Source organism: Citrobacter sp. Cf125 (genome assembly GCF_030333935.1).
Classification (GTDB): domain Bacteria; phylum Pseudomonadota; class Gammaproteobacteria; order Enterobacterales; family Enterobacteriaceae; genus Citrobacter; species Citrobacter freundii.
The window spans coordinates 436,305-458,579 of record NZ_JAOWEY010000025.1; the positions used below are offsets into that span (position 1 = coordinate 436,305).

A 22,275-nucleotide genomic window follows, 5' to 3' on the forward strand; every position below is an offset into this window, starting at 1 on the left:
ATTATTGGTCCTCCGCTGCTGCAACCGCGGGGTTTTCTGCAGGCAGATTGGTGTTGTTGTCGCCCAACATAATGTGGTCAAGGATCTGGCGCATAATGGTACCCACAGCCGGGCCCGCGCCACCGTTTTCAAGGATTATGGCGACAGCAACCTGGGGCTTATCATAGGGTGCGAAGGCCGTCATCAGCTTGTGGTCACGTAAGCGCTCGGCGATCTTGTGCGCGTTATAGGTTTCATTGGCTTTCAGGCCAAAGACCTGGGCAGTACCGGATTTCGCCGCAATTTTGTAAGGTGCGCCAGCGAAATACTTGTGCGCAGTACCGTTAGGACGGTTTGCTACACCGTACATACCGTCTTTTGCGATTTCCCAGTAACCGGAATGAATGTCACCAACGGGGGGTTCGTGTGGCTGTACCCACGGTACTTGCTTGCCGTTTTCTGCCGTGCTCATCAACAAATGCGGAACTTTTACCAAACCGTCGTTGATAAGGATCATCAGCGCTTTACTCATCTGGATAGGGGTTGCCGTCCAGTAACCCTGACCGATGCCGACCGGAATGGTATCACCCTGGTACCATGGTTTTTTAAACCGTTTTTGCTTCCACTCGCGAGTTGGCATGTTTCCCGCGCGCTCTTCGGCAAGATCGATGCCCGTATATTGGCCGTAGCCAAACTTGCTCATCCACTCTGAAAGTCGGTCAATCCCCATATCATAGGCGATTTGATAGAAAAACGTATCCGCCGACTCTTCCAGAGAACGGGTGATGTTCAGATGGCCGTGCCCCCATTTTTTCCAGTCACGGTAACGTTTTTCAGAGCCCGGTAATTGCCACCAACCTGGATCGAACAGACCAGTATTGCGGGTGATGACACCTGCACTTAATGCAGAAACTGCGACGTAAGGTTTAACTGTCGAAGCCGGTGGGTAAACACCCTGCGTGGCGCGGTTAACCAATGGGGTGTTCGGGTCATTGAGCAACCCGGAGTAATCTTTACTGGAGATACCATCGACAAACAGGTTCGGGTCGTAGCTCGGCATGGACACCAGCGCGAGAACGCCGCCGGTACGCGGGTCGGTAACCACCACGGCGGCGCGACTGCCTGCCAGCAGCGTTTCAATGTACTGCTGGAGTTTCAAATCGAGGGTGAGATAGATATCGTGCCCAGCCTGCGGCGCCACTTCTTTCAGCTGGCGAATGACGCGGCCGCGGTTGTTCACCTCAACCTCTTCATAACCGGTCTGGCCGTGAAGTACATCTTCGTAATAACGTTCAATACCCAGCTTGCCGATGTCGTGCGTCGCCGCGTAGTTAGCCAGTTTGCCGTCTTTGTCCAGGCGGTCTACGTCTTTATCGTTGATTTTTGATACGTAGCCAATGACATGGGTCAGCGCAGAGCCGTAGGGGTAGTAGCGGCGTTTATAACCTTTAACTTCGACGCCAGGAAAGCGATATTGATTAACGGCAAAGCGTGCGACCTGAACTTCACTCAGGTTAGTTTTTACCGGAATGGATGTGAAACGGTGTGAACGGGCGCGCTCTTTTTTAAAGGCGGCAATGTCATCGTCCGTCAGGTCTACGACGTTACGCAGCGCGTCGAGGGTATCCTGAACGTTGTCGACCTTTTCTGGCATCATTTCTATCTGATAAATGGTGCGGTTAAGGGCGAGCGGAATTCCGTTTCGGTCATAAATGATGCCGCGACTGGGGGCGATAGGCACCAGTTTGATGCGGTTTTCGTTCGAGCGGGTCTGATAATCAGTAAAGCGAACGATTTGCAGATTATAAAGGTTGGCGATCAGCACGCCGGTGAGCAGCAAAATCCCCAAAAAAGCGACCAGCGCCCGGCGCACAAATAGCGCGGACTCAGCCGAATAGTCGCGAAAAGAATTCTGTAGTTTCATCCGCTGCTTAATCTACTCAAGAATCAATGATCACTCACGGTGATAAGGATGGTTGGTGGTAATGCTCCACGCCCTGTACAGACTCTCCGCAACCAGAACCCGAACAAGAGGGTGAGGAAGGGTTAACGCTGAGAGTGACCAGCTTTGTTCTGCTGCTGCTTTACAGGCAGGAGAAAGACCTTCCGGCCCACCAATCAACAAACTGACGTCACGACCGTCCAGTTTCCAGCGTTCCAGTTCGGTCGCCAGCTGCGGCGTGTCCCAGGGTTTGCCCGGGATATCAAGGGTGACGATGCGGTTTTTGCCTGCGGCAGCCAGCATCTGTTCACCCTCTTTGTCGAGAATGCGTTTAATATCCGCGTTCTTGCCGCGTTTTCCTGCCGGGATTTCGATCAGCTCAAAGGGCATATCTTTCGGAAACCGACGGAGATACTCCGTAAAACCGGTTTGCACCCAGTCAGGCATTTTCGTACCCACAGCGACAAGTTGCAGCTTCACGCATTAACTCCAGAGTTTTTCCAGTTCATACAGGCGACGGCTTTCTTCCTGCATCACGTGGACAATCACATCACCGAGGTCAACGACGATCCAGTCTGCGACGTTCTCGCCTTCTACGCCGAGCGGCAGCAGACCAGCAGTGCGGGACTCCTGAACAACGTGGTCTGCGATAGACATTACATGACGGCTGGACGTGCCAGTACAGATAATCATGCAATCAGTGATGCTGGATTTGCCCTGAACGTCTAAGGCGATGATGTCTTGACCTTTCAGGTCATCAATTTTGTCGATTACAAAATCCTGAAGTGCTTTACCCTGCAAGTGTTCCCCCTGGGTGAAAAGAGTTAAAAACGTCTGTTAGTATACCTGAACCAGAGGCGATATCGGGACAAATGTCTCCGAAAGCGCTTGTGAAGTGCGCTATCATCCCACCCCACGCCGCAGAATGCATCGCCATTTTTGTAAAACAATTTCTGCAAAGCTCTGAAGGGCGGGAAAAGTCAGGTTGCGGAGAATAACAGCCTGTCATGGGGTGTCAATGGGAGAGAAGCCCTTCGGCAGAAAAAACAGTGCTTTCACTCTCCGTCGTACCATACAGCCCGGCTGTTAAGTACTTTCAGAACCGCAAAATCGTCGCAAAAATCAATCGCGCTCCAGCAACCTTGTTCGACGCGAAAATGCCACATTGCTGCTGCCGGCATGGACAACAAACGGGCGATCAACACGCTCAGTACACCCTGATGGCTCACCACCAGCAGGTTTTGGCACATTTTGTAATCATCGAGTTGAGCAATGAAGCGTTCCACGCGCAGGGAAAATGCCTGAAAACCTTCGCCATTAGTGGGCGTCGCGTTCTGCCAGTCGTTACACCACACGGAGTAGTTTTCGGCGTCTTCGCGCGCCAGATCTCGATGGTGGCGCATTTCCCAGTCGCCAAAAAACATCTCATTGAGCTCAGGCATGTTACGCACAGGAATCTCGCGATCGCCTAAGATCAACTGCGTTGTATGGCGGGCGCGCTCCAGCTCGCTGCACAGAACGTTGTCGACAGGCACATTGCGTAACAGCGTACTCAGCGTTTGCGCCTGAGCTATTCCCCGTTCTGTTAGTGGTGTGGGAGCGTGGCCGCTATATAAACCCGCGACGTTGGCTTCAGTTTCGCCATGACGTACCAACCAGAGTCTCATTTTTTCCTCTTGGGGTTATTCGCACAAAACATGATGTTTGCCCTGATTGCGCAGAGATTTTTCACTAAAATACCTTTTTTTACGTGGAGCGGCACGATGTCTTTATTGAAGAGCGCGCATGGTGGTAATACCCGAGAAGCCGCCGAACTGTTGGGCGTCTCGCCTGAGCAATTGCTGGATTTTAGCGCGAATATTAATCCGCTGGGTATGCCAGCAGGTTTAAAACGCGCAATTATCGACAATATGGACTGCGCGGAGCGTTACCCGGATGTCGATTACGCGCAACTGCATGCAGCGCTGGCGGAGCATCATCAGATTCCGGCCTCGTGGATCCTGGCCGGAAACGGTGAGACCGAGTCTATTTTTACCCTGGTAGATGGCCTGAAGCCACGCCACGCGATGATCGTGACGCCTGGGTTTGCTGAATATCGTCGGGCGCTGCAATGGGGAGACTGTACGATCCATGAGTTTGCGCTGCGCGAAGGCGATGGCTGGCAGCTTACCGATGTGATCCTCGATGCGTTAACCTCAGAGCTGGACTGCCTGTTTCTCTGCACGCCCAACAACCCCACCGGGTTACTACCGGATAACCGGCTACTACGTGAGATTGCCTCACGCTGTGAGCGGCTTGGGATCAATCTGATCCTTGATGAAGCGTTTATCGATTTTATTGCCGGGGAGCCGGGGTTTATTCCGCTACTTCGGGATAACCCGCATATTTGGGTACTGCGCTCGCTCACCAAGTTCTATGCGATACCGGGGCTGCGTCTGGGGTATCTGGTTAATAGTAACGAGCAGGCCGTTGTACATATGCGCAGCCGACAAATGCCGTGGTCAATTAATGCGTTTGCTGCTCTGGCCGGCGAGATTATTTTACGCGACAGCGCTTATCAGCAGGCGACGTGGAAATGGCTGGAACAAGAGGGTGCGCGGTTTGAGCAACAGCTACAAAACCTGCCTGGCCTGACGGTGTATCCCGGCCAGGCAAATTATCGTTTATTACGCTGCGATCGCGCGGATATTGATTTGCAACGGATGTTGCTGGAACAGCATGTCTTGATTCGCAGTTGTGCCAATTACCCTGGGTTGGACGCGCGTTATTACCGAGTTGCTGTTCGCAGTCAGGAAGAAAATGACCGCCTGCTGGCGGCATTAAACAACACGCTTAGCGGTACAACCCCTGCTGATTGATATAGTCAAGCACTGCGCCTGGCATCAGGTCGTCGCACGGCTCGCCTTTTTCCAGGCGCTCGCGAATGAGCGTGGCGGAGATGTTGAACCACGGCGTTTCGGCCAGGTAGATTTTTCCGCAAGGCAGGTTGTGCAGGTCATCCGGCGAATGAGTCAGGTGATCCTCCAGCCATTGCTGGTGCTTTTCCTGCGTCATTTCGAGAGGATAACCTGGACGTCGGCACACGATGAGATGGGTATTATCCAGAATCGTGTGGTAGTCGTGCCAGGAAGGGAAGGTCAGCAGCGAATCCTGACCAATGATAAACGCTAACGGCACGTTCGGGCCTTGTTCCTCGCGCCACTCTTTTAGCGTTTGCGCGGTGTAGGAGGCCGTGTCGCGTTTCAGTTCGCGTTCATCCAGGGAAAACAGCGGTTTATCAGCAATGGCCAGTTCAACCATGCGCTTACGTTGCTCACCGGACGCTTCAGGCTGCGCACGATGCGGCGGCACGTTATTGGGCATGATGATGACCCGGGAAAGACCAATCAGATTCGCCAGAATTTCAACCGGTTTAAGATGACCATAATGCACCGGATCAAAGGTGCCGCCGAACAGAGCCTGCAATGATTTCATATCAACCATCAATAAAAACATCGGCCAGTGATTTATGGCAGAGCAAAAGGGACAGACCCTCAAGTTCCGCCCACACTGACTGACCATAGTCTTGTTTAAGCGTAATTTCCGTACGCGTTAACAGCGTTACCGCCTGACGCAACTGTGCCGGGTTCAGCCGGTTTAGCGCATCACCCATCATGCCCCGGCGATTTTGCCACACCCGGTGTTTATCAAACAACGTGCGCAAGGGGGTATTCGCCGACTGCCGTTTTAGGGTGACCAGCAACAGCAATTCACGCTGTATAGTACGCAGCAAAATAACCGGCTCACTGCCTTCCAGACGTAGCTGTTGCAGAATGTGCAGCGCGCGTTTGCTTTTGCCCATCAGCAACGCATCCACCCAGTGGAACGGGGTAAAGTGCGCTGCATCGTTAACGGCTTTCTCTACGCGAGGCAGCGTTAGTTTGCCATCAGGCCAAAGCAATGCTAACCGTTCCAGTGCTTGCGCCAGTGCTAACAGGTTACCTTCATAGCAATAGCACAACAGCTGATTGGCTGCGTCATCCAGTTGCAGGTTATTGAGTTTAGCCCTCGCGGCGACCCAACGCGGGAGCTGCGCTTGCTCCGGCGTCTGGCAACTGACCTGCACCGCATTATTGGCAAGTCCGGTATACCATGCGGCGTTTTCCTGCGCTTTAGTCAGCTTGTTGCCACGAACAATCAGCAGCAGGTCGTTATGTAGCAGTGTGACGAGTGAAGCGAGCTGTTCGTTAATGGCGGCATTGGGGCCATTTTCAGGCAGTTGCAGGAGCAGGGTTTGACGGTTGGCAAACAGGCTCATCGCCTGGCAGAGTGAAAAAATCTCTCCCCAGTCGGTGCTGTTGTCCAGAGTGAAGGCATGGTGTTCTTCGAACCCTTGGGTGGCAGCAGCCTGACGGATGGCATCCTGGCTTTCCTGCAATAAGAGGGGATCGTTACCTAAGAGCAAATACGCCGCGCGCAGCCCTTCATTGAGCTGTGCGCGGAGTTGTTCAGGGTACAACTTGAGCATCAGTTACCCAGCGTGGTGGAGACACGCGCCGGAGATGACGCAGGCTCTGCGGCTTTTGTCGCAGCTGGCTTAGCATCATCATCAGCATTGGATGACAGAGTATCAGCCAGATGTACGCTTGGCAGCTTACGAATTAACTGTTCAGCAGCTTTGTCATACATCTCTTTGATGATCATGTCCTGCTCGTTATCCTTCGCCAGTGCAGCCTGTGGGTTGTCAAAGAACGAACGATAAACTTTGGCGCTGATTGGGTATATATCATGACCTGGAATCAGCACAGTAGCGCTAACGGACATCACCATCTGGTATTCAGCCGTTTGACCGTTCTGGAATACCGACGCCGTATCCTGCGAAATGCTGACCGCGCCAAGACGTAAAGACGTCACATCTTTACGCATTGTACCGTCTTCAAGCAGCGTCACACCGTTCAGACGCAGCTGGTTACGGACCGCACGGCTTAACGGGCCGTTCGGATCGCCAGAGTTCAGGATCATGGTTTTCATTGAGGGTGGAACCTGCGTAGTACTACGCAGATGCCAGCCACACCCGGCGGTGGCAAGCACCGCCAGAGATAACAACAATGTTGTCAGAAGTCGCACGCTTCCTCCCGCGCTTAGCCAACGACCAGATTGAGGAGTTTACCCGGTACATAAATCACTTTACGTACGGTAACGCCATCAAGATATTTTGCCACCAGATGCTCCTGGCCAGCACGTTCACGAACCTGTTCTTCTGTCGCATTTACCGGAACGGTAATTTTGCCACGGACTTTACCGTTCACCTGAACAACAACCAACGTCGAGTCTTCAACCATTGCGGCTTCGTCAGCTACCGGCCACGGTGCGTTGTCGATATCGCCTTCACCTTTCAGCGCCTGCCACATCGTGAAGCAAACGTGTGGGGTGAACGGGTTCAGCATGCGAACGACGGCCAGTAACGCTTCCTGCATCAGGGCTCTGTCCTGCTCGTCTTTCTGCGGTGCTTTCGCCAGCTTGTTCATCAGCTCCATAATCGCCGCAATTGCGGTGTTAAAGGTCTGACGACGACCGATATCATCGGTCACTTTAGCAATGGTTTTGTGCACGTCGCGACGCAGCGCTTTTTGGTCTTCGCTCAACACATCAACGTTCAGTTCAGCTACATCACCTTTGGAGGTATGTTCGTAAACCAGCTTCCAGACACGTTTCAGGAAGCGGTTCGCCCCTTCAACGCCGGATTCTTGCCATTCCAGCGTCATATCAGCCGGAGAAGCGAACATCATGAACAGACGTACGGTGTCGGCGCCGTAACGTTCAACCATAACCTGCGGGTCGATACCGTTATTTTTCGACTTGGACATTTTGCTCATGCCGGTATACACCAGTTCATGGCCTTCTGCGTCCTGAGCTTTGACGATACGACCTTTCTCGTCGCGCTCAACGATGGCATCAACCGGAGAAACCCAGTTACGCTCACCGTTTGCACCAACGTAATAGAACGCATCGGCCAGCACCATACCCTGGCACAGCAGCTGTTTAGCCGGTTCGTCAGAGTTGACCATACCCGCATCGCGCATCAGCTTGTGGAAGAAGCGGAAGTAGAGCAGGTGCATGATGGCGTGTTCAATACCACCAATGTAGATATCAACCGGCAGCCAGTAGTTTGCAGCTTCTGGATCCAGCATCCCTTCGTTGTACTGCGGGCAGGTGTAGCGCGCGTAGTACCAGGAGGATTCCATAAAAGTATCGAAAGTGTCGGTTTCACGCAGTGCAGGCATGCCGTTAACGGTGGTTTTTGCCCACTCCGGATCGGCTTTGATTGGGCTGGTAATACCATCCATAACCACGTCTTCCGGCAGAATAACCGGCAACTGGTCTTCTGGCGTCGGCAGTACGGTACCGTCTTCCAATGTCACCATCGGAATCGGCGCGCCCCAGTAACGCTGACGGGAAACACCCCAGTCACGCAGACGGTAGTTTACTTTACGCTCACCCACGCCAAGAGCCACCAGCTTGTCAGCAATGGCATTGAAGGCTGCTTCGAAGTCGAGGCCGTCAAACTCACCGGAGTTAAACAGTACCCCTTTTTCGGTCAGAGCTTGTTCGGACAGATCCGGCTCTGCGCCTTCAGCGGTCAGAATTACAGGCTTGATGGTCAGGCCATATTTAGTCGCAAACTCGTAATCGCGTTGATCGTGGCCCGGAACGGCCATGACTGCGCCCGTACCGTATTCCATCAGGACGAAGTTTGCTGCCCAAACCGGGATCTCTTCGCCAGTCAGCGGGTGAACGGCTTTAAAGCCCGTGTCGACGCCTTTCTTCTCCATGGTTGCCATTTCGGCTTCAGCAACCTTGGTGTTGCGGCATTCGTCAATGAAGGCGGCCAGTTCCGGGTTATTTGCAGCGGCTTTCTGCGCCAGCGGGTGACCTGCGGCAACGGCCAGATAGGTCGCACCCATAAAGGTGTCCGGACGGGTTGTGTAAACGGTCAGCGTGTTGTCGTAATCGTTCACATCGAAGGTGATTTCTACGCCTTCAGAACGGCCAATCCAGTTGCGCTGCATCGTTTTCACGGTGTCAGGCCAGTGATCCAGGTTATCCAGGTCACGCAGCAGTTCGTCAGCGTAAGCGGTGATTTTGATGAACCACTGCGGGATCTCTTTACGCTCGACTTTGGTATCACAACGCCAGCAGCATCCGTCGATAACCTGTTCGTTCGCCAGTACGGTCTGGTCATTCGGGCACCAGTTGACCGCAGACGTTTTCTTGTACACCAGGCCTTTTTTGTACAGCTCGGTGAAGAATTTCTGTTCCCAACGGTAATATTCCGGGGTGCAGGTCGCCAGCTCACGGCTCCAGTCGTAACCGAAACCCAGCATTTTGAGCTGGTTTTTCATGTATGCGATGTTGTCGTACGTCCACGGTGCCGGCGCGGTGTTGTTTTTAACCGCAGCACCTTCTGCTGGCAGACCGAACGCATCCCAGCCAATTGGCTGCAGTACGTTTTTGCCCAGCATGCGCTGGTAGCGGGCGATCACGTCACCGATGGTGTAGTTACGTACGTGGCCCATGTGTAGTCGACCAGAAGGATAGGGAAGCATAGACAGGCAGTAATACTTCTCTTTGCTCTCGTCTTCGGTAACTTCAAATGTGCGCTTCTCATCCCAGTGAAGCTGTACTTTGGATTCTATCTCTTCCGGGCGGTATTGCTCTTGCATGGCAGCCAGTGGTCCTGTTTTCAATACAGCTACAAACGTAGCTCTAGATGTGGTGTTTCAGATCCGCATAGCATAGCCCAAACGCCCGCGCCAAAACAGCCTTTCGCGCATTCAGCGTTGAATTCCCGCAAGGATAATTCTTGCACGAATTTACACACTCTGTGGACAGTCTTGCAAAGCGTAGCGTAAATAACGTCTATTATTATAGACAGTTAACGACCCAGGAGGCGAAGCGATGAACAAGGTTGCTCAATATTACCGTGAACTGGTAGCTTCACTGAGCGAACGTCTGCGTAATGGCGAACGCGATATCGATGCGTTGGTGGAGCAGGCGCGTCAACGAGTTATGCAGACCGGGGAGTTAACGCGAACCGAGGTGGAAGAGCTCACTCGGGCCGTCAGACGTGACCTGGAAGAGTTTGCTCTGAGCTATGAAGAAAGTCTCGATGAGGAGACAGACAGCGTCTTTATGCGGGTTATCAAGGAGAGTATCTGGCAGGAACTGGCCGATATTACCGATAAAACGCAGCTCGAATGGCGCGAAGTGTTCCAGGACCTCAGTCATCACGGTGTTTATCACAGCGGCGAGGTGGTCGGATTAGGTAATCTGGTCTGCGAGAAGTGCCACTTCCATTTAGCGGTTTACACCCCGGATGTGCTGCCGCTGTGTCCGAAATGCGGACACGATCAGTTTCAGCGCCGACCGTTTGAACCGTAATTGCTTATTGCCGGATGGCGACGCAAAGCGTCTTCTCCGGCCTACAAATTGCACGATTTTGTAGGCCGGATAAGCGTTAGCGGCATCCGGCGTGTATTAGTCGTAAAACTTCAGCCGTTCTGCCAGCAAATCGACAAACCCCTGGCGATCAACATCCACCATCACGGTGGCGTTTGGCTTATTGCCGCTCAGGAAGTAGTAGTCCACCACGGTCATTCCCTGGGTATATTTCCCCTGAGTTTCCACGCCAACCCAGCGTTCGACGGTGGTAAACAGTTCAGGTTTCAGCAGCCAGGCAATGGTGCATGGGTCATGCAGCGGTGCACCGATGAATCCCCATTTTTCATCTTTGTGATATTCAAAGAAGAAATCGAGTAGTTCAGCCACGATCGTTGAAACAGGATTGCCGATAGCGCGGAACCGCTCGGTATCTTCGCGATGTATTTGCGCTTTATGCGTCACGTCCAGACCAGCCATCACCACAGGAATACCTGACTGGAATACGATCTCCGCGGCTTCGGGATCCACAAAGATGTTGAACTCGGCGGCGGGTGTCCAGTTTCCGAGGCCCATCGCACCACCCATTATCACGATACGGTCGATTTTGGCGTGCAGCTCAGGATGGCTATTTAGTAGCAATGCCACGTTAGTTTGCGGGCCGGTGGAGACAATCGTCATCGGTTCCGGGCTTTCACGCAGGGTTTTCGCCATCAGTTCCACAGCGGTACAGTCTTGTGGCGCAAAAGTGGGTTCCGGCAGCGCTGGACCATCCAGCCCACTCTCGCCATGAACGTTATCGGCGATAATCAGATCGCGCATCAGTGGTTTCACAGCGCCACCGGCGACGGGAATATCCGTACGCTTGAGCAACGTCAGCATGCGCAATACGTTACGCAGCGTTTTGTCGGGAGTCTGATTCCCGGCTGACGAGGTTATCGCTTTCACATCCAGTTCAGGTGAGGCGAGGGCGAGTACAATTGCGATAGCGTCGTCATGACCTGGATCGCAATCAAACAGGATCGGTAGTGCCATTGTTGCTCCTTGTAAGTGGGACTTTGTGACAAGGTTAACGCTGGGCTGTATGTGTTTCGAGAGGCGAAGGGATAAAGCGTGAGGTGGCGCGCACATGGAGATGCGCGCCAGCAAGATTAGTGCAGGATTTTCGCGAGGAAGTCTTTGGCGCGGTCCGATTTCGGATTAGCGAAGAACTCTTCTTTCGGTGAGTCTTCAACAATTTTCCCTTCATCCATGAAGATCACCCGGTTCGCCACTTTACGCGCAAAGCCCATTTCATGGGTCACCACCATCATGGTCATCCCTTCATTGGCCAGTTCAACCATAACGTCCAGTACTTCGTTGATCATTTCAGGATCAAGCGCCGATGTCGGTTCGTCAAACAGCATGGCGATAGGATCCATACACAGCGCCCGGGCGATGGCGACACGCTGTTGCTGGCCCCCGGATAGCTGGGCGGGGAACTTCTCGGCATGTGCCGACAGGCCAACGCGTTCCAGTAACTTTTGCGCTTTGTCGCGGGCCGGCTTTTTATCGCGCTTAAGCACTTTTACCTGCGCCAGAGTCAGGTTCTCAATGATCGACAGATGTGGGAACAGTTCAAAGTGCTGGAACACCATACCAACACGAGAGCGCAGTTTGGCCAGATCGGTTTTTTTATCATTCACCACGGTACCATCAACGGTGATGACGCCCTGTTGTACCGGCTCCAAACCGTTCACCGTTTTGATAAGCGTTGATTTACCTGAACCTGACGGGCCGCAGACCACCACCACTTCACCTTTTTTCACTTCCGTGGAGCAGTCGGTCAGCACCTGAAAGTGACCATACCATTTAGAAACATTTTTCAGGGTAATCATTAAACTGTCCTTTTCTTCAAATAGCTGACCAACAACGATGCGCTCAGACTGAATACAAAATAAACGGCGCCAGCAAACAGGATCATTTCAACCTGTGTGCCGTCACGCTCGCCAATGGTGGAGGCGGTACGGAAGAAGTCTGCCAGACTCAATACATAGACCAGCGAGGTATCCTGGAACAGTACGATGCCCTGGGTCAGCAGCAGTGGTACCATCGCGCGGAAGGCCTGTGGCAGAATGATCAGCTTCATCGACTGCCAGTGTGTCATCCCCAGCGCCAGCGCGGCGCTGGATTGCCCACGAGAAATACTCTGGATACCGGCACGGATAATCTCGGAATAGTACGCAGCTTCAAACATCGAAAACGCGACCATCGCTGAGATCAGGCGAATATCGGTTTTAGGCGACAGACCCAGTACGTTTTGCAAAAAGCCGGGCACAATCAGGTAGAACCACAGCAGCACCATGACCAGCGGAATAGAACGAAATACGTTGACGTAGCCTTTCGCAAACCAGGCAATCGGCGCGAAGCTGGACAGACGCATTACTGCAAGGATGGTTCCCCAGACAATACCAATGACGACCGCCGTAACGGTGATTTTCAGGGTGATGATCAGCCCGTCCAGCAGATACGGCAGGGAAGGGACGATAGAACTCCAGTCAAATTCGTACATTATTTGCCTCCCAAATTGCCAGGCAGGCGGATTTTGCGTTCGACGAGATTCATCACCAGCATGATGACGGCGTTAATCAGGACGTAGGCCAGCGTGATGGCGGTAAACGATTCCCATGCGTGGGCGGAGTAATCCAGCAGCTTGCCCGCTTGCGCCGCCATATCCACCAGGCCGATGGTGGAGGCGATCGCGGAGTTCTTCACCAGGTTCATCATCTCTGAGGTCATTGGCGGAACAATCACGCGGTATGCGTTTGGCAGCAGCACATAGCGGTAGGCCTGCGGCAAAGTCAGCCCCATCGCCAGCGCGGCATTTTTTTGCCCGCGAGGCAGGGACTGAATCGCAGCGCGAACCTGCTCACAGACGCGAGCTGCGGTAAACAGCCCCAGACAAAGCATGGATGAGAGGAAGAACTGAATGTTGGGATCCAGTTCCGACTTGAACCACATGCCAATGTTTTCCGGCAGCAGTTCAGGAATGACCAGATACCAGGTAAAGAACTGAACGATGAGCGGGACGTTACGAAACAGCTCAACGTATAGCGTGCCGATCCCGGAAAGGAAACGATTTGGGACGGTACGTAAGATGCCGAATAAAGAGCCTATGAGGAAAGCGATAATCCAGGCGGTGATAGATAACGCGACCGTGACCTGGAAACCACTCCAGAGCCAGCCGAGATAGGTGGTGTTGCCGAACGGGGCCTGTTGTAAAAAAATACCCCAGTTCCAGTCTATAGACATAAATCTACTCCAGAAAAAAAAGGGTAGCAGCGCTACCCTCGAAGATTGTTATTCGGCGTTTTGCGGTTTTCAGGCCTGATGGGGAACGACCATCAGGCTTATAGTCTGTCCGTGCCGGGTAACAATCGAGAGGGAGGGGAAGCCTCCCATTTATTTTAGTTAGTTAAGCGCTTTATCATTCGGTTCTTTGAACAGGGCTTTCATCTCGTCTGACAGTTCGAAATTCATGTTCAGGTTCTTCGGTGGAATTGGATTTTTAAACCACTTATCAAACCATTTCTCTGCTTCGCCTGAGGTCTGCGCCTTGGCGATAGTGTCGTCCATCAGCTTTTTGAACTCAGGATCATCTTTGCGCAGCATGCAGCCGTAGGCTTCCTGAGACTGCGGCTTGCCGACGATCTCCCAGTTGTCTGGTTTCTTCGCCTTCGCGCGTTCACCAGCCAGCAGGGCATCATCCATCATAAAGGCAACGGCGCGACCGCTTTCCAGAGTACGGAAAGAGTCACCATGGTCCTTCGCGCTGATGATGCGCATATCCATTTTTTGTTCTTCGTTCAGCTTGTGCAGCAGCACTTCTGAGGTGGTACCCGAAGTCACGACCACGGCTTTGCCTTTCAGGTCTGCGAAATCTTTAACATCGCCGCCTTTTTTCGCCAGCAGACGGGTGCCGACAACGAAAATAGTGTCAGAGAATGCCGCTTGTTTCTGGCGCTCGACGTTGTTGGTGGTGGAGCCACATTCAAAGTCGAAGGTACCGTTTTGCAGCAGCGGGATACGGTTCTGTGAGGTAATCGGGATCAGTTTTACCTGCAGATCGGGCTTGTTCAGCTTTTTCTTCACCGCTTCAACGATCGCGTTGGAGTAATCCTGTGAATAACCGACCACTTTTTGCTGATTATCGTAGTAAGAAAACGGTACCGATGATTCACGGTGACCGACCACGATCACGCCATTTTTGGCGATCTTATCCAGCGTGCTGCCTGCCGCGGGTGCTGCGTCTTCTGCGTGCGCCAGACCGGCGGACATTCCCATGACCAGCATGGCAGTGGCGAGCTTACGTAATTGCATATCCAACTCCTTTATCGTCTGCGCCAGGGACGCATTGATACCCATTGTGATGTTGTTATTGTTTGCTACTAAAACGTGCAGTCTTGTATGTGTTTGTTAACATTTAGTTTGGATGAATGTAAAGAATTTGCTGTGTTATTGTTTATTTTTGCGAAGTGCGCCGCACCATTTGGGGGCAAAAATATCTTGTTGCACTTTTCAGGTGCTACCGGCGCTCAACTTTGGTGCGACCAGGTTGCACATTCAGCCAAAACAGCGTTTGCCTTGTAGAACAAAGCAATAGACGTGCCAAAATGGTCTTTTGGAGGGGAGTTGGCCTGATAAGCTTAGCGCCATCAGGCAAGATGCTGCACAACGGCCGGATGGCGGCGTACCGCCTTATCCGGCCTGAATTTGATGGGGCACTGTTTTATTTGCGACGTTGGCGCAGGCTCATTACCACCGCACCAAAGCCAAACAGTGCAGTCAGCAGCCAGAGCGGCCAGTTACCGGTACGGGCATAAGGGGTCAGACCCGTGGTTGGCGTCACGCTGGTGGTCAGAACCTGACGGGTAAACTGCGGGATCATCGCCTGAATCTCACCCTGAGGACCAATCACCGCCGTAATACCATTGTTGGTGCTACGCAGCAAGGGGCGCGCCAGCTCAAGGGAACGCATCCGCGCCATCTGGAAGTGCTGCCACGGGCCAATGGACTTACCAAACCAGGCATCGTTGGAGATAGTCAGCAGGTAGTCCGTATCCGGACGGAAGTTATCCCGAACCTGTTCGCCAAGAATGATTTCGTAGCAAATGGCAGCGGTCAGCTTAAAGCCGTGCGCATGCAGCTGCGGCTGTACATACGGGCCACGGCTGAACGAAGACATTGGCAGGTCAAAGAACGGCGCTAACGGTCGCAGGATTGATTCCAGAGGGACAAACTCGCCAAACGGTACCAGATGGTTTTTGTTGTAGCGGTTGCTGGAGTCGTAGCTGTATGGACTGTCTTTACCCAGTGTGATGATGGTGTTGTAGGTGTCGTAACGATTCTGCTTGTTCAGACGCGCGTCCACGATACCGGTAATCAGTGTGCTGTTTTTCGATTTCAGCAGGTCATCCATCATGCTCAGAAAACGCTGTTGGTTAATTTCCAGATCCGGAATAGCAGATTCTGGCCAGATGATTAGCTGTGATTTGCCCATCTCGGGTTGGGTGGCGTCGAGATAAATCTTCAGGGTGTTGAGTAACTGACCTTCATCCCATTTAAGCGACTGCGGAATGTCGCCCTGCACCATCGAGACCTGGGTGGTTTTTTCCGGCTCAAGCGTGTACCACTGGATATAGCGCAGTGGAAAAGGCAGAGCAAAGAGCACGAGTGCGGCAACCAGCGGCTTCCAGTTACGTGTCACCAGCGCCAGCGCCAACAGGCCGCTAACCATCATCAGCAGGAAGTTAATCGCCTCAACGCCCATTACCGGCGCCAGCCCCTTTAACGGACCGTCGATCTGGCTATAACCGAACTGCAGCCACGGGAAGCCGGTCAGTACCCAACCGCGCAGGAATTCCGTGATTTGCCAGACTACCGGCGCGGCAATTGCCACCCGCAGCCAGGTGGTTTTCGGCCACAAGCGCGCCAACACGCCGGCAAACAGACCGGTGTAGAGGGAAAGGTATGCGGCAAGCAGAACCACGAGGAAAATGTTAACCGGGCCGGGCATACCGCCAAACTGCGCGATACTGACGTAAACCCAGTTGATGCCTGAGCCAAACAGTCCCAGTCCCCAGAAGTAGCCGATAGCGGCAGACTGGAGCGGACGGCGGTTGAAGGTGAGAGCCTGCAGGCCCATCAGCGAAACAATCGCAGCGGGCCAGATGTCATACGGTGAGAAAGCCAGTGTCCCGCAGGCACCGAATAATAACGCCAGCAGCAGGCGAATGCGCTGGCGTTCAATTAATGGGGCAAATGCCATGTAGTCTTAGATCCAGTTTCGGGTTTATTCGTCCAGTTTTGGCTGGGGTGAGTCGTCCGGAATTCTGACATGAACCTGAATAATACGGCGGCTGTCGGCCATTGCCACTTTAAACTGGTAACCATCAATGTCGATAGTTTCCCCACGCGCGGGCAGATGACCAAAGGCCTGCATGACCAGCCCGCCAATGGTATCGACTTCTTCGTCGCTAAAGTGGGTCCCGAAAGCTTCGTTGAAGTCTTCAATCGATGCCAGCGCGCGAATAGTCCAGGTGTGGCGACTGAGCTGACGGAAATCAATATCGTCTTCTTCGTCGTACTCATCTTCAATTTCACCGACAATCAGTTCAAGGATGTCCTCAATGGTCACCAGACCTGAGACACCGCCAAACTCGTCGATGACGATAGCCATATGATAACGCTGGGAGCGGAACTCTTTCAGCATGCGGTCAACCCGCTTGCTTTCAGGTACGACAACCGCCTGGCGTAACACTTTCTCCATGCTGAAGGCTTCGGCATCGCTGCGCATAAACGGCAGCAAATCTTTGGCCATCAGAATCCCTTCAATGTGATCTTTGTCTTCGCTAATCACCGGGAAACGCGAGTGAGCAGACTCGATAATGACATCGAGACATTCATCCAGGGTCTGGTTGCGTTTCAGGGTAATCATCTGAGAGCGAGGGATCATGATGTCGCGCACGCGTTGGTCCGCAATATCCATTACCCCTTCGAGCATATCGCGCGTATCTTCATCGATAAGGTCGTTTTGCCCGGAATCACGGATCAGCTCCAACAGTTCGTCGCGGTTTTTCGGTTCACCGTGGAAAAGTTGGCTCAGTAACAGGGAAAAAAATCCCTTTTTGCTGTTTAAGGTGTCACTACTGTGTGAATTGTCGTCGCTCATGGCGTCGTATGGGTTCTCATGTTAGTTAATACAAAGCGCGTCATGCGTATACTCAGCTGTTGACGGCATGTTTTGCCTGATGGCGCTATGCTTATCAGGCCTACGAAAGGCATGAATGTAGGCCGGATAAGGCGTAAGCGCCGCCATCCGGCAAGCTACTATTCTGCAATCTTCTCGGCAATGTACGGATCCTCATAGCCCAGAGCAAGCATAATCTCTGTTTCGAGGGATTCCATTTCCTCCGCTTCATCGTCTTCGATATGGTCGTAGCCGAGTAAATGCAAGCTTCCGTGCACCACCATGTGCGCCCAGTGGGCCTCAAGCGGCTTACCTTGTTCCTGCGCTTCTTTCTCGACGACCTGACGGCAGATGATCAAATCACCCAGCAGCGGCATCTCAATGCCCGGCGGGGCTTCAAACGGGAAAGAGAGCACGTTGGTGGATTTATCTTTCCCGCGATAGGTCAGGTTGAGCTCATGGCTTTCCGCGTCATCGACCAGACGAATGGTTACTTCAGACTCTTCCTGAAACTGCGGGATCACCGCATCCAGCCACCCCTGAAACTGACTTTCTGTGGGTAAACCGGATTCGTCTTCACATGCCAGCTGTAAATCGAGAATAACCTGACTCATTTTTGTTCCTGCTCCTGAGCTTCGCGCTTGCGTTCTGCAGCCTGCTCGGCTTTACGTTTCTGTTCTGCTTCTTCCCAGGCTTCATACGCCGTGACGATACGAGCCACCACCGGATGGCGAACCACGTCTTCGCTATGGAAGAAATTAAAACTAATCTCGTCGACCTCAGCCAGCACTTCAATGGCATGACGCAGACCGGACTTGGTGCTACGCGGCAGGTCAATCTGGGTGATATCGCCGGTGATAACCGCTTTGGAGTTAAAGCCGATACGGGTCAGGAACATTTTCATCTGTTCGATGGTGGTGTTCTGGCTCTCATCAAGAATGATGAACGCATCGTTGAGTGTACGTCCGCGCATATAGGCCAGCGGTGCAACTTCAATGACGTTACGTTCAATCAGCTTTTCAACCTTCTCAAAACCGAGCATTTCGAACAGCGCGTCATATAGCGGTCGTAAATAGGGATCGACTTTCTGGCTGAGATCCCCCGGCAGGAATCCCAGTTTTTCGCCCGCTTCCACTGCCGGACGGGTCAGCAGAATACGACGGATCTCCTGACGCTCAAGCGCATCAACCGCAGCGGCAACAGCGAGATACGTTTTACCCGTACCCGCAGGGCCAACGCCGAAGGTGATGTCGTGATCGAGGATATTCGCAATGTACTGTGCCTGGTTCGGCGTACGCGGCTTAATTACCCCGCGCTTGGTTTTGATGTTCACCGCTTTGCCAAATTCAGGCACGCTGTCTGCGCTTTGCTCAAGCACACGCGCTTCTTTGATCGCCAGATGAATTTGTTCAGGCTCGATGTCCTGCGTCTGACCGCGCATTGGGGCGGTATCGACGTACAGACTACGTAAAATATCTGCCGCAGCGGTGACGCAAATTGGGCGGCCGGTCAGTTTAAAGTGGTTATCACGGCGGTTAATTTCGATGCCGAGGCGACGTTCCAGCTGTTTGATGTTGTCATCAAATGGGCCGCAAAGGCTCAACAGGCGGGCGTTGTCTGCGGGTTCAAGGGTGATTTCGCGAGTGTCTATGTTCAAACTGTTCCTCTTATGCATGTCTCGCCGGACGCTGAACATTTACCGGCATCTAAGGAAATTATTCACGCCATGGGGGAAAGGCGCAAGCATTGCAATAAATATGGGGATGCCAGGGCTGATTACAAGGCCCGCCGGGACAGCGAGCCCAGAAGTGTAGGCCCGATAAGTGTAGCGGTATCGGGCCTTTTTTACGTCTTTCAGCAGGATTAAGGCTGATAAATACCAACACCCAGATCGTTTTCTTTGCGGGTACGCGCAATGACCGATTCAGGGGATTCTGCGATGCGCAGGCCCATTTCGTCTTCGGTACGCACCACTTTTCCGCGCAGGGAGTTCGTCCAGACATCGGTAATTTCAACATCCACAAACTTACCGACCATATCCGGGGTACCTTCAAAGTTCACCACGCGGTTATTTTCGGTACGCCCTGACAGTTCCATAATGCTCTTACGCGATGTGCCTTCAACCAGGATGCGCTGGGTCGTACCAACCATACGACGGCTCCAGGCCATAGCTTGCTGGTTGATACGCTCCTGTAGAATGTACAGACGCTGTTTCTTCTCTTCTTCTGGTACGTCATCAACCATATCGGCGGCAGGGGTGCCAGGACGCGCAGAGAAGATAAAGCTGTAGCTCATGTCAAAATTGACGTCAGCGATCAGCTTCATGGTCTGCTCGAAATCCTGCGTGGTTTCACCTGGGAAGCCAACGATGAAGTCGGAGCTAATCTGGATATCCGGACGCGCAGCGCGCAGTTTGCGGATGATCGCTTTGTATTCCAGCGCCGTGTGGGTACGTCCCATCAGGTTCAGTACGCGGTCTGAGCCGCTCTGTACCGGCAGGTGCAGGAAGCTCACCAGCTCTGGCGTATCGCGATAAACTTCAACGATATCATCGGTGAATTCGATCGGATGGCTGGTGGTGAAGCGGATACGATCAATGCCGTCGATTGCTGCTACCAGACGCAGCAGATCGGCAAAGGATCCGATCGTGCCGTCGTAGTTTTCACCACGCCAGGCGTTCACGTTTTGCCCCAGCAGGTTCACTTCACGCACGCCTTGGGCTGCAAGCTGGGCGATTTCAAACAGAATATCATCCGCCGGACGGCTGACTTCCTCACCGCGGGTGTAGGGAACCACGCAGTAAGTACAATATTTATTACAACCTTCCATGATGGACACAAACGCGCTTGGACCTTCAGCACGCGGTTCCGGCAGGCGGTCGAACTTTTCGATCTCCGGGAAACTGATATCAACCACCGGGCTACGGGTCGTGCTTCCACGCACTTTGTTGATCATTTCCGGCAGGCGATGCAGCGTTTGCGGCCCAAAAATAATATCGACGTAATGCGCACGCTGGCGAATATGATCGCCTTCCTGAGACGCAACACAGCCACCGACCCCAATGATGAGCTTGGGATTTTTCTCTTTTAACAGTTTCCAGCGGCCCAGTTGATGGAACACTTTTTCCTGAGCCTTCTCACGGATTGAGCAGGTATTCAGCAGCAGCACATCCGCTTCTTCCGCCACGTCAGTCAGTTGATACCCATGAGTGGCATCCAGCAGATCGGCCATCTTCGATGAATCGTATTCGTTCATCTGACAGCCCCAGGTTTTAATATGGAGTTTTTTGGTCATCGACTTGCTCTTGCGAAATTGTGGCTGAAATGCAGGGCGCATAGTGTACTGCTTTGGCGCGGTTGTGACCAGTATGACGGATGTCAGCCTCAAGGGGTAAAAAATCCTGTAAACTTACACAATACATGTAACTGGAAAATTGACCATGACAAATCAACCAACGGAAATTGCCATTGTCGGCGGGGGGATGGTCGGCGGCGCGCTGGCGCTGGGACTGGCGCAGCATGGATTTTCGGTAACGGTGATTGAACATGCCGCTCCTGCGCCGTTTGTTGCTGGCGGACAGCCTGATGTCAGAATTTCGGCCATTAGCTCCGCCTCCGTGTCGTTGCTGAAAGGGCTGGGCGTCTGGGATACGGTTCAGGGAATGCGTAGCCATCCTTACCGTCGTCTGGAAACGTGGGAATGGGAAAATGCCCATGTGATGTTTGATGCCGCCGAGCTTAAGCTGCCTCTGTTGGGCTATATGGTGGAGAACACGGTCCTGCAACAGGCGCTCTGGCAGGCGCTGGAAGTTCACCCTAAAGTTACGCTGCGCGTGCCGGCGTCGCTTCTCTCTTTGCATCAACATCACGATCGGCATGAACTTGAACTGGCAGACGGTGAAAAAATCAGCGCGAAGCTGGTTATCGGCGCGGATGGTGCAAATTCTCAGGTGCGGAAAATGGCCGGGATTGGCATTCATGCCTGGCAGTATGCGCAGTCCTGTATGTTGATTACCGTGCAATGCGAGCATTCGCCGGGAGACAGCACCTGGCAGCAATTTACCCCTGACGGTCCGCGCGCGTTTTTACCGTTGTTCGATAACTGGGCCTCGCTGGTGTGGTACGACTCACCAGCTCGCATCCGCCAATTGCAAGCGCTAAATATGCCGCAACTGCAGGCGGAGATCGCTAAACATTTCCCTTCAAGACTCGGTAACGTTACGCCTGTGGCGGCGGGGGCATTCCCACTTACGCGTCGTCATGCGCTGCAATATGTGCAACCGGGGCTGGCGCTGGTAGGTGATGCCGCGCATACCATTCACCCACTGGCGGGGCAGGGCGTTAATCTGGGTTTTCGTGATGTCGATGCGTTGATTGATGTGCTGGTGAATGCGCGCAGCTACGGTGAATCCTGGGCCAGTCAGCCGGTGCTCAAGCGTTATCAGAATCGCCGTATGACTGACAATTTCGTCATGCAAAGCGGTATGGATCTGTTCTACGCCGGATTCAGCAATAACCTGCAGCCGCTGCGCATCATGCGTAATCTCGGGCTCATGGCCGCAGAGCGCGCTGGCGTACTGAAACGTCAGGTACTGAAGTATGCGTTAGGGTTGTAGCTCGAGTGGTGCCTGATGGCGCTACGCTTATCAGGCCTACAAGTCATGTAGGCTTGGTAAGTCTTGCCATCACACGACGTTAGAAAAGCAAAA

The 22,275-nt window shown here is 53.1% G+C and carries 21 protein-coding genes; 3 read left to right on the forward strand and 18 right to left on the reverse strand.

Annotated elements, in window-relative coordinates; translation table 11 throughout:
- Position 1 precedes the first annotated feature (1 nt).
- The 4 genes from mrdA to OGV89_RS18740 all read right to left on the reverse strand — a co-directional run bounded on the left by mrdA (position 2) and on the right by OGV89_RS18740 (position 3,588).
- Positions 2-1,903 carry a peptidoglycan DD-transpeptidase MrdA gene (gene mrdA / locus OGV89_RS18725; protein WP_057063295.1) on the reverse strand — a complete coding sequence of 634 codons (1,902 nt, stop codon included), beginning with the start codon at positions 1,901-1,903 and terminating at the stop codon, positions 2-4.
- 30 nt (positions 1,904-1,933) lie between these two features.
- Complete coding sequence (gene rlmH, locus OGV89_RS18730; RefSeq protein ID WP_003022725.1) at positions 1,934-2,401, reverse strand: 23S rRNA (pseudouridine(1915)-N(3))-methyltransferase RlmH; 468 nt, start codon at positions 2,399-2,401, stop codon at positions 1,934-1,936.
- Between the two features lie 3 nt (positions 2,402-2,404).
- Positions 2,405-2,722, reverse strand: a complete 318-nt coding sequence (rsfS, locus tag OGV89_RS18735) for a ribosome silencing factor (protein ID WP_003022728.1) — start codon at positions 2,720-2,722, stop codon at positions 2,405-2,407.
- 254 nt (positions 2,723-2,976) lie between these two features.
- The gene (locus OGV89_RS18740; protein WP_286559120.1) at positions 2,977-3,588 is read right to left on the reverse strand and encodes an adenosylcobalamin/alpha-ribazole phosphatase; all 612 of its coding nucleotides are present in this window, start codon (positions 3,586-3,588) and stop codon (positions 2,977-2,979) included.
- 96 nt (positions 3,589-3,684) lie between these two features.
- Between OGV89_RS18740 and cobD the strand changes: the two genes are divergently transcribed.
- Entirely contained in the window at positions 3,685-4,779 is a 1,095-nt protein-coding gene (gene cobD, locus OGV89_RS18745; RefSeq protein ID WP_096878286.1) for a threonine-phosphate decarboxylase CobD, read from the forward strand.
- On the opposite strand, the gene nadD is transcribed toward cobD, so the two are convergent.
- The 4 genes from nadD to leuS are packed head-to-tail and all read right to left on the reverse strand — an operon-like array spanning position 4,754 to position 9,624.
- Complete coding sequence (gene nadD, locus OGV89_RS18750) at positions 4,754-5,395, reverse strand: nicotinate-nucleotide adenylyltransferase (protein WP_003022738.1); 642 nt, start codon at positions 5,393-5,395, stop codon at positions 4,754-4,756. The two genes, cobD and nadD, sit on opposite strands and share 26 nt — an antisense overlap.
- A gap of 1 nt (position 5,396) precedes the next feature.
- Positions 5,397-6,428 carry a DNA polymerase III subunit delta gene (holA, locus tag OGV89_RS18755; protein WP_071684914.1) on the reverse strand — a complete coding sequence of 344 codons (1,032 nt, stop codon included), beginning with the start codon at positions 6,426-6,428 and terminating at the stop codon, positions 5,397-5,399.
- A complete protein-coding gene (gene lptE, locus OGV89_RS18760; protein WP_286559123.1) occupies positions 6,428-7,027 on the reverse strand; it encodes an LPS assembly lipoprotein LptE in 600 nt (199 codons plus the stop codon). Before lptE ends, holA begins: the two co-directional genes overlap by 1 nt.
- A 14-nt stretch (positions 7,028-7,041) precedes the next feature.
- A complete protein-coding gene (gene leuS, locus OGV89_RS18765) occupies positions 7,042-9,624 on the reverse strand; it encodes a leucine--tRNA ligase (protein WP_096889490.1) in 2,583 nt (860 codons plus the stop codon).
- Between the two features lie 235 nt (positions 9,625-9,859).
- Here leuS and OGV89_RS18770 point away from each other — a divergent pair, with 235 nt between their 5' ends.
- Complete coding sequence (locus tag OGV89_RS18770) at positions 9,860-10,342, forward strand: zinc ribbon-containing protein (protein WP_003022748.1); 483 nt, start codon at positions 9,860-9,862, stop codon at positions 10,340-10,342.
- A gap of 96 nt (positions 10,343-10,438) precedes the next feature.
- On the opposite strand, the gene rihA is transcribed toward OGV89_RS18770, so the two are convergent.
- From rihA to miaB, 10 genes are all read right to left on the reverse strand, one after another.
- Positions 10,439-11,374 (reverse strand): pyrimidine-specific ribonucleoside hydrolase RihA, encoded by a 936-nt coding sequence (rihA, locus tag OGV89_RS18775; RefSeq protein WP_200014537.1) that lies wholly within the window; start codon positions 11,372-11,374, stop codon positions 10,439-10,441.
- Positions 11,375-11,490: 116 nt separating this feature from the next.
- Positions 11,491-12,216 carry a glutamate/aspartate ABC transporter ATP-binding protein GltL gene (gltL, locus tag OGV89_RS18780; RefSeq protein ID WP_003022754.1) on the reverse strand — a complete coding sequence of 242 codons (726 nt, stop codon included), beginning with the start codon at positions 12,214-12,216 and terminating at the stop codon, positions 11,491-11,493.
- Entirely contained in the window at positions 12,216-12,890 is a 675-nt protein-coding gene (gene gltK, locus OGV89_RS18785) for a glutamate/aspartate ABC transporter permease GltK (protein WP_003022757.1), read from the reverse strand. The genes gltL and gltK overlap by 1 nt, the downstream gene beginning before the upstream one ends.
- A complete protein-coding gene (gltJ, locus tag OGV89_RS18790; RefSeq protein ID WP_003022759.1) occupies positions 12,890-13,630 on the reverse strand; it encodes a glutamate/aspartate ABC transporter permease GltJ in 741 nt (246 codons plus the stop codon). The genes gltK and gltJ overlap by 1 nt, the downstream gene beginning before the upstream one ends.
- A 159-nt stretch (positions 13,631-13,789) precedes the next feature.
- On the reverse strand, positions 13,790-14,698 hold the full coding sequence (gene gltI, locus OGV89_RS18795) for a glutamate/aspartate ABC transporter substrate-binding protein GltI (RefSeq protein WP_003022762.1): 909 nt from the start codon (positions 14,696-14,698) through the stop codon (positions 13,790-13,792).
- Positions 14,699-15,107: 409 nt separating this feature from the next.
- Positions 15,108-16,646 (reverse strand): apolipoprotein N-acyltransferase, encoded by a 1,539-nt coding sequence (gene lnt, locus OGV89_RS18800; protein WP_003847385.1) that lies wholly within the window; start codon positions 16,644-16,646, stop codon positions 15,108-15,110.
- 24 nt (positions 16,647-16,670) lie between these two features.
- Positions 16,671-17,549: a CNNM family magnesium/cobalt transport protein CorC gene (corC, locus tag OGV89_RS18805; RefSeq protein ID WP_003847383.1), complete on the reverse strand. Its 879-nt coding sequence runs from the start codon at positions 17,547-17,549 to the stop codon at positions 16,671-16,673.
- Positions 17,550-17,707: 158 nt separating this feature from the next.
- The gene (gene ybeY / locus OGV89_RS18810) at positions 17,708-18,181 is read right to left on the reverse strand and encodes an rRNA maturation RNase YbeY (RefSeq protein WP_003022773.1); all 474 of its coding nucleotides are present in this window, start codon (positions 18,179-18,181) and stop codon (positions 17,708-17,710) included.
- Positions 18,178-19,224: a PhoH family protein gene (locus tag OGV89_RS18815; RefSeq protein WP_003022776.1), complete on the reverse strand. Its 1,047-nt coding sequence runs from the start codon at positions 19,222-19,224 to the stop codon at positions 18,178-18,180. Before OGV89_RS18815 ends, ybeY begins: the two co-directional genes overlap by 4 nt.
- A 206-nt stretch (positions 19,225-19,430) precedes the next feature.
- Positions 19,431-20,861, reverse strand: coding sequence for a tRNA (N6-isopentenyl adenosine(37)-C2)-methylthiotransferase MiaB (gene miaB / locus OGV89_RS18820; RefSeq protein ID WP_003022779.1), 1,431 nt, complete (start codon positions 20,859-20,861; stop codon positions 19,431-19,433).
- A 145-nt stretch (positions 20,862-21,006) separates the two neighbouring features.
- Here miaB and ubiF point away from each other — a divergent pair, with 145 nt between their 5' ends.
- Positions 21,007-22,182: a 3-demethoxyubiquinol 3-hydroxylase gene (gene ubiF / locus OGV89_RS18825; RefSeq protein WP_048998183.1), complete on the forward strand. Its 1,176-nt coding sequence runs from the start codon at positions 21,007-21,009 to the stop codon at positions 22,180-22,182.
- Positions 22,183-22,275 lie beyond the last annotated feature (93 nt).

Bases quoted from the DNA above. Each gene is read 5' to 3' on its own strand.
- mrdA (WP_057063295.1), bottom strand. From the start codon at position 1,903: ATGAAACTACAGAATTCTTTTCGCGACTATTCGGCTGAGTCCGCGCTA.
- OGV89_RS18740 (WP_286559120.1), bottom strand. From the start codon at position 3,588: ATGAGACTCTGGTTGGTACGTCATGGCGAAACTGAAGCCAACGTCGCG.
- cobD (WP_096878286.1), top strand. From the start codon at position 3,685: ATGTCTTTATTGAAGAGCGCGCATGGTGGTAATACCCGAGAAGCCGCC.
- nadD (WP_003022738.1), bottom strand. From the start codon at position 5,395: ATGAAATCATTGCAGGCTCTGTTCGGCGGCACCTTTGATCCGGTGCAT.
- holA (WP_071684914.1), bottom strand. From the start codon at position 6,428: ATGCTCAAGTTGTACCCTGAACAACTCCGCGCACAGCTCAATGAAGGG.
- leuS (WP_096889490.1), bottom strand. From the start codon at position 9,624: ATGCAAGAGCAATACCGCCCGGAAGAGATAGAATCCAAAGTACAGCTT.
- OGV89_RS18770 (WP_003022748.1), top strand. From the start codon at position 9,860: ATGAACAAGGTTGCTCAATATTACCGTGAACTGGTAGCTTCACTGAGC.
- rihA (WP_200014537.1), bottom strand. From the start codon at position 11,374: ATGGCACTACCGATCCTGTTTGATTGCGATCCAGGTCATGACGACGCT.
- gltL (WP_003022754.1), bottom strand. From the start codon at position 12,216: ATGATTACCCTGAAAAATGTTTCTAAATGGTATGGTCACTTTCAGGTG.
- gltK (WP_003022757.1), bottom strand. From the start codon at position 12,890: ATGTACGAATTTGACTGGAGTTCTATCGTCCCTTCCCTGCCGTATCTG.
- gltJ (WP_003022759.1), bottom strand. From the start codon at position 13,630: ATGTCTATAGACTGGAACTGGGGTATTTTTTTACAACAGGCCCCGTTC.
- gltI (WP_003022762.1), bottom strand. From the start codon at position 14,698: ATGCAATTACGTAAGCTCGCCACTGCCATGCTGGTCATGGGAATGTCC.
- lnt (WP_003847385.1), bottom strand. From the start codon at position 16,646: ATGGCATTTGCCCCATTAATTGAACGCCAGCGCATTCGCCTGCTGCTG.
- corC (WP_003847383.1), bottom strand. From the start codon at position 17,549: ATGAGCGACGACAATTCACACAGTAGTGACACCTTAAACAGCAAAAAG.
- ybeY (WP_003022773.1), bottom strand. From the start codon at position 18,181: ATGAGTCAGGTTATTCTCGATTTACAGCTGGCATGTGAAGACGAATCC.
- miaB (WP_003022779.1), bottom strand. From the start codon at position 20,861: ATGACCAAAAAACTCCATATTAAAACCTGGGGCTGTCAGATGAACGAA.
- ubiF (WP_048998183.1), top strand. From the start codon at position 21,007: ATGACAAATCAACCAACGGAAATTGCCATTGTCGGCGGGGGGATGGTC.